This window comes from Paenibacillus sp. E194, from assembly GCF_000935845.1.
Classification (GTDB): Bacteria; Bacillota; Bacilli; order Paenibacillales; family Paenibacillaceae; genus Paenibacillus_B; species Paenibacillus_B alvei_B.
In genome coordinates, this window is record NZ_JMDX01000251.1 from 1 (window position 1) to 7,800 (window position 7,800).

General features: G+C 48.8%; 2 protein-coding genes. Both read right to left on the reverse strand.

The window, feature by feature from the left end; translation table 11 throughout:
• Nucleotides 1-5,053: non-ribosomal peptide synthetase (locus AZ66_RS24145; RefSeq protein ID WP_044357200.1), on the reverse strand; the 5,053-nt coding region annotated here is incomplete at its 3' end.
• A gap of 115 nt (nucleotides 5,054-5,168) precedes the next feature.
• Nucleotides 5,169-7,800 (reverse strand): condensation domain-containing protein (locus AZ66_RS24150; protein WP_156160065.1); only part of this gene is annotated, 2,632 nt, incomplete at its 5' end.

Sequence of the window (7,800 nt, forward strand, 5' to 3'; positions counted from 1 at the left end):
CCCCTGCAACGCCAATCGGCTGCGGTTGCCCGTAACGGTTCATCACATACAAGTGAACGTTTGATATCGGTTTGCCCACAGTAATTAGCTCAGCATTGTTCAATTGTCTAAAACAACTACTAACTACGCTGTTTTCCGTAGGGCCGTATTCATTCACTAATTCTATCCAAGGATAAGCATCCTTTACTTTTTCCGCAATCTTTATGGATAAGTGCTCGCCACCTAATGTAACGGTAATCAATGAGCGTAAATCCTCTGATGAAGCATGCTCCATCAGTACAGAGAACAAAGCTGGTCCGCTAACAAAACGCGTGACAGAATGTTTAGCGATGGAAGCACTGATCGCAACAGGATTTTGCGCTTCTCCGTCAGGCAATATTACCGATTGGGCTCCGGATATTAACGCCGAAAATAACGTGCTAATAAATGCGTCAAAAGCAAATGATAAAATGTTAAGCACGATATCTTGCTGCGATAACCGATATTCGTCGCGTCTCCACATCACGGTATTGACGATCCCTTGATGTTCAATTAATACTCCCTTTGGCGTTCCCGTCGTACCGGAAGTATAAATGATGTAAGCAATTTGATTTTGTGCGGTAGAAACCAGATTGCCGGCTTCACTCTGCAGCTTTTGCTCATCCAAAATGATCGTATTACCATGGAAATCGGGAGCATTTAGATGAATCCCCTTTTTAATCAACAACATCTTTGTACTGCTGTCAGAAAGGATAAATCGGATTCTCTCTTCCGGATATTCAGGATCAATCGGCAAAAACGAGCCGCCGGCTTTCAATATCCCCAAGATGGCTATGATCATTTCCAAGGAGCGTCCTGTTATAAGGCTTACGACATCATTTGGCTGTACGCCCCGATCTATCAACGTCCGCGCCAAGCAGTTGGCCCGCCCATTCAGTTCGCGATACGTTAACCGTTGTTCCCCGAATACCACCGCCACTTGATCCGGCGTCTTCTCTGCCTGCTCTTCTACCAGAGAATGGAGCGTCCTCTGCGGATATGCGACAAACGTATCATTAAATTCAAATACGATCTGGCGCCGCTCCTGCTCGGACAATATTTCAATTTCACATAGCCGCCGCTCCGGTTGTTCCGCTACCACTTGCAGCAAACGCTTAAAATGTCCCGTCCATCGCTCCATCGTTTCTTCGCAGAATAACGACTTGCGATACTGAATACCGAAGACAAAACCGCCTTCTTTTTCTACTGCATTTAAAGTTAGGTCAAATTTAGCTTCTTTATCCTTGGTACGGTACGGATTAAAACATATGCCTTCAATCTCAATATCCGATTGATCCATATTTTGCATAACAAACATCGCATCAAATAACGGGTTGCGGCTCAAATCCTTGCGCAAATCCAACTTTTCAATCAACTCTTCGAACGGATAATCTTGATGCTCAAACGCTTTCAGCGCGCTGGCCTTCACATTCTGCACGAAATCCACGAACGTCAGGTCTCCTGCCGGATAATTCCTCAGCGCTAACGTGCCAACAAACATCCCGATGAGATTCTCTAAATCCGCATGGGGACGACCGGCAATTGGCGTGCCAACGATGATGTCCTCTTGACCCGTATACTTGGACAATAGCGTTGTATACGCCGCCAGCAGCACCATATACATCGTCGCTCCCGTGTCCGCGGCTATCTTCTGCAACCCGTCCGCTTCGATTTTGCTGATGTCAAAATAAATAGTGTTCCCCTCAAAGCTCTGCACCGCCGGGCGCGCATAATCCGTCGGCAGTTCCAGCACTGGAATTTCATCTGCGAACGTTTCAAGCCAGAACGTTTCCTGCTTCTTCATCGTCTTGCTTTGAGTCAGCCCTTGCTGCCACACCGCATAATCTTTATATTGAACCCGCAGTTCCGGCAAGCTTTCTCCCCGATACAATTTGGAAAATTCCTGCATCAGCACATTCATCGAGATTCCATCGCAAATAATATGGTGCATATCGAACAAGAGGATATGACGCTCGGCTGCCACTTCGATAAGCCCCACCCGCAACAGCGGCGCTTGCTCCAGATCAAACGGGCGCACGAACGCTTCCACCCGACCGGCAATTTGTTCTTCCATCGTATCCGCTGAACGTTCTTGCTCCGACAAAGATTCCATTTCCACCGCGAACGGGACTTGTTCGTGCACATGCTGCATCGGTTCCCCGTTAACCATTCTGAATGAGGTTCGCAAAGATTCATGCCGCATAATCAGATTTAAAAATGCCTGCTCCAACCGTTCTACATGAAGCGAACCTTCCACAGCGTATACTCCCGGCATATTATAAGTAAGCTCGGCACCTTCCAATTGGTTCAGGATATACATACGCTTTTGCGCGGAAGAGACCGGGTAATACTCTTTTGCTTCCGCCGGTACTATTGCGGCGAAAATCTGCTGCTCCATGCCGGCAAGCTCTTGGGCCAACAACTCCACCGTCGGGTGTTCGAACACGATTCCCAGCGGTGCATTAATATGTAACTGTTTATGTATCTGCGCCACAATCGTTGCCGCTTTCAGCGAATGGCCGCCAAGGGTAAAGAAGTTATCTTTCACGCCTATACGTTCCATGCTGAGCACGCGCTGCCAAATCTCTGCCAATCGAGCTTCCAAATCTGTTCGCGCCGCCACGTACTCCGCTGCGGCAGCAGCGTTCCCTTTAGGCTCCGGCAACGCCCGTCGATCCAGCTTACCGTTAGACGTCAAAGGCATCTGGTCAAGCTGCACGAAGAAGGACGGAATCATGTAGCTAGGCACTTGCTCCCCTAACATTCGGCTCAGTTCCGCCGCATCCAGATTTCCTTCCATCACCGTATAGGCGCACAGATACGCATCGCCTTGTGCATCTTGCCGCGCGATCACTACCGCTTCCTTCACTGTTTCATGTTGCTGTAAGCACGCTTCTATTTCGCCCAGCTCAATTCGATACCCGCGAATCTTCACCTGATGGTCGATCCGGCCCAAATATTCGATATTCCCGTCCGGTTGCCATCTGCCCAAGTCTCCCGTACGGTACATTCGCTCGCCGGAAATAAACGGATCGGCTACAAATCTCTCTTCCGTCAACTCGGGACGGTTCAAATAACCCCGGGCCAAACCGACTCCTGCGATATACAACTCGCCCGATACTCCAATGGACTGCATACGCATTTGCTCGTCCAGCACATACATTCGCGTATTATCAATTGGCTTACCGATCGGCACGGACGACCCTTCGGTTCCCGGATCGCAATCGAAATAAGTCACATCAATGGTAGCTTCCGTTGGACCGTACAGATTCGTCAGCTTCGTTCCATGCGATTCACCCAACAACTGATGGAACCGTTGTACATGTGCAGCTTGCAGCGCTTCCCCGCTGGCGAACACTTGCTTTAACGTAGACAAACCTACGTTCTCCACTCGGTTCCCTATATGTTCCAAAAATACATGCAGCATCGACGGTACAAAATGCATAGTCGTCACTTGATGTTCCCGAACCGCCTCCACTATTGTACCCGGATCTTTTTCCCCGCCTGGTTCCAACAGACAAAGCTGTGCTCCTTCCAGCGCCCACCAGAACAGTTCCCACACCGAAACGTCAAAGGTAAACGGAGTCTTCTGCAAAATGACATCCATTCCGCTTAACGGATAGCTCTTTTGCATCCACTTCAGACGGTTTACTAGAGAATGGTGCTCGATCATGACGCCCTTTGGCTTTCCCGTCGATCCCGATGTATAGATAACATAGGCAAGATGATGTGGGCCTGAGATGGTTTCTGACGGAGCTCTTGACACGATCTCCGGTAGAGGTGCCAGTCTCGGCTTCAGCGGAAGCTCCTCCAAGCAAACCGTCGCCCCCTCTCCATTCGCCGGATGATGAAGTACCAACTCCAATACCGCACCATCAAATCGTACAGCCTCTTCCGCCTGAAACGGATGAGCCTCCTCCATTCGCAGCCGTTCCTTCAGGTGCGATTGAATCAGCAGTAATAATGCTCCCGAGTCTTCCAAAATGTATCGAACGCGCTCTTCTGGGTAGCCTGGATCGATTGGCAGGTACGCTCCACCTGCTTTCAATATTGCGAAAATGCCTACAACCATTTCCAGTGATCGCTCCGCCATAATACCCACGATTTTATCCGGCCGAACTCCCTGTTCTCTAAGCTCTCTTGCCAGCCCGTTGGCCTGATCGTTCAACTGACGGTATGTTAATCGTTGCTTGTCGAACACGATCGCCGTTTGTTCCGGCGTCTTCTCCACTTGTTCTTCGAACAGCTCATGAATCGTTTTATCCTCTGGATAGTCCGTCTTCGTTTCATTAAATTGAAGCAGTTGCAGCTTTTCCGACTCGGACAATAATTCGATATGATCCATGACTTGATCGACTTCAGCTAAAGCCTTCATTAGCAAACGCTCTAAATTCCGAAAAATCCTACTTGCTGTCGCTTCCGTATATAAGCCCGCTTTGTACACGACATTTAGTTGAATTGAATCATCCTCGTTCACTTGAAAGTGAAGCAGCATATTTGTTTCGGCAGAATTCCGGTACTCGTCGCTATGTATGTTCTCTAAGTCTACGATCGTGTTTATAATGGGCTGGCCCTTGGAATTATGCGGAACATTCAGGCGTTTCGTAATCTCATATAGTGGGACATTTTGATGCTCACTGACTGCTTGCAACTGGTTTTTCATTTGCAGCAGCAAATCTTTAAATGAAGTAGAGGCTTCGGAATTGCTTTTTACAAATAAAATATCGTTTACACCCTGATCAGCCACTTTGTCTTCTTTAAAGGCAGGAATTCCTGTAATAATGCTTCTATTGCTGGTATATCTGTAAAGTAAATAATGAACTCCAGTCAATAGAATCAAATATGCTCCGTAATAGGAGCGTTTGCCCATTGTCATGATTCTCTCAGATAGATCTTTTCTAATTAAAAAGGATGTGCTATCCATATGCCCGGAATCGTATTGAAAAGAAGTATGTTCATACGGAATCGAAACTAGTGCGTCGTCACTATCTATAAAGGAATCCCAGTATTGAAATTCCTTTTCATATTTACTCATGAACGCGTCCCCACCTACAACGTGATCTGATTTTTTAGAAGCAGGGGAGGGAACTATCAATTCCCTCCCCTCTCTTCCGCTAAAAATGATAGTGTTTCACAAAACGAAGAGATAATTAAAAAACAAAATCTAGATCAGCAATTTTATTGCTGTGAATTGGCGAGCTCAGCCGTTCCAACTCAATATCTTGCAGTACCAAGCCTCTGTTTTCTACAACTTGCTTAAGTAGGAGAATAAAGTCGCTCGACAGTCGTGTAATAGAGTGTTTTTTAAACAACTCCGCACGGTATTCAAAGATACACTGTATTTCATCCGCAGCTTCCGCGGCTTGCAAGGTAAGATCGAATTTTGTTACGATATCGTCCACTTTCCAAGGCTCCCATTTCAATCGACCAATGGAAGGTGGTTCAATTCCCTCATTTTGCAATATAAACATCGTTTCAAATAATGGATTTCGATTCAGTTCCCTGCGAATGGTCAATTTATCTACCAGATTGTCAAACGGATAGTCTTGGTGCTCATACGCTTTAATTGATTGAGCCTTTACTTCCTCCAAAAATGAAGCGAACGTTTTATTCCCTTGCGGATAAGTTCTCATTGCCAGCGTGTTGACGAATAAACCGATAATGTTATCAAAGTCGACGTGCGGGCGGCCGGCAACCGGAGAACCAATGACGATGTCCTCTTGTGACGAATATTTAAATAATAGTGCCGAATAAGCGGCAAGAAGCACCATGTACATTGTCGCTCCTGTATCTGCTGCCAGCTTGCGCAATTCGTAGACGATATCGGATTCAATCGTAAATGGAACCGTCTCGCCTTTGTGTTCCTTTACGGCCAACCGAGGATGATCAGTCGGCAAATTCAATTCAGGAACATCGACGGTAAATTCCTTCAACCAGTACTTTTCGTGTTCTCTCATAGCCTCACTTTTCAGGCCCATTTGTTGCCATACCACATAATCTTTGTACTGAATATCCCTATTTGAAAGAGTTTCCCCGTTATAAATTCGGTTGAACTCATCAACAAATATCCCAATCGAAACCGCATCCGATATAATATGGTGCATATCAAACAGAAGCACGTGATATGTTGAATTGACTGTTAACAAAACAGCACGGAACAGCGGTGCCTGATACAAATCAAATGGCCGGATAAATGTTGAGATATATTCTTTCAACTGGCTGTCGGATGCTTGTATAACTTCCAGTGAAAACTCCACATGTCCATGTACAAATTGTACAGGCTCTCCGTTTACCATGCCGAATGAAGTTCTCAGCGACTCATGTCGTTCGATGAGACGTTTAAAAGAGAATTCCAATCGATTTGAATCAAGCTCCCCTTCTATTTTCATGACCATCGGCATGTTGTAACTGATCTCCGCACCGCCCAATTGATTCAGAATGTACATCCGCTTCTGCGCCGAGGACAGCGGGTAATAGTCCCGCGCCTCCACCGGCTCGATCGCGGCGTACAGCTGCCGATCCATCCCGTCAACCGCCTGCGCCAATTCCTCTAGCGTCGAGGTTTGGAAGATCGTCCGCAGCGGCACATTCACGTTCAGTTCCTTGTGCATCTGCGCCACTAGCGTCGTCGCTTTCAAGGAATGGCCTCCCCGGTCGAAGAAATTGTCCTTCACCCCGACCCGTTCTACGCCAAGCACGCGCTGCCACAGCTCGCACAGTCTCGCTTCCAGCTCTGTTCGCGGCGCCACATACTCCACACCGCTGACCGCTTGTCCTTCTGGCGACGGCAGTCCGCGCCGATCCAGCTTTCCGTTTGGCGTCAGCGGCAGCTCTTCCAGCGGCACGAAGAACGATGGAATCATGTAGCCCGGCAGGTGCTGCCCCATACAACGGCGCAGCTCCACCGCGTCCAGTTCGCCTTCCGCTACTACGTAGGCGCACAAGTATGCGTCCCCCTGTCCATCCTCCCGCGCAATGATGACTCCTTCCTTCACCGACGACTGCTGCTGCAAGCAGGCTTCGATCTCGCCCAGCTCCATCCGATAGCCTCGGATTTTCACCTGCTGATCTCGACGACCTCCGTACTCGAGGTTGCCGTCCGCCAGCCAGCGGCACGTATCCCCTGTCCGGTACATCATTTGGCCCGGTTGGAACGGATCCGCCACGAACCTCTCGGCGTTCAGCTCCGGACGACCCAAATACCCGCGGGCGACCCCGATGCCGCCGATACATAATTCCCCCGGCACTCCGATCGGCTGCAGTTGCATCCGTTCATTGACCACGTACATACGGACATGCGGCAACGGACGGCCTATCGGAACATTCCCGCGGCTTCTCTCCGCTGCTTCCACTTCTGCTTCTTCTTCATAAAAGCTGGAATCGATGCACGCTTCGGTAACCCCGTAGCTGTTCAGAATGCGCATCGACGATCCGAAACGGCGAACCAGCTTCCGGAATTCCCCGGCTGGGCAGACATCCGAGCCGAGAATGAGCAGCTTCATCCCGCTTATGTCGAGATCGTTCTCCTCGATATACTGCATTAACGGCAATACCAGCGCTGGCGTCGACTCCAAGATGTTGATGCCATACTCTCGGATCCGCTCGTACAGTGGCGCTGGATCCATTCTGATGTCGCTTGGACAGATGACCATCTGTCCTCCCCACAACAGCGTCCGCGCCATATCTCCTGCAAATACGTCAAACGAGAAGCTCGCCAATTGCAGCAAGCTCACCCGGAACGCATCCAACCGGTATGCCTGCTTCCACGCATGCGCCAAACCT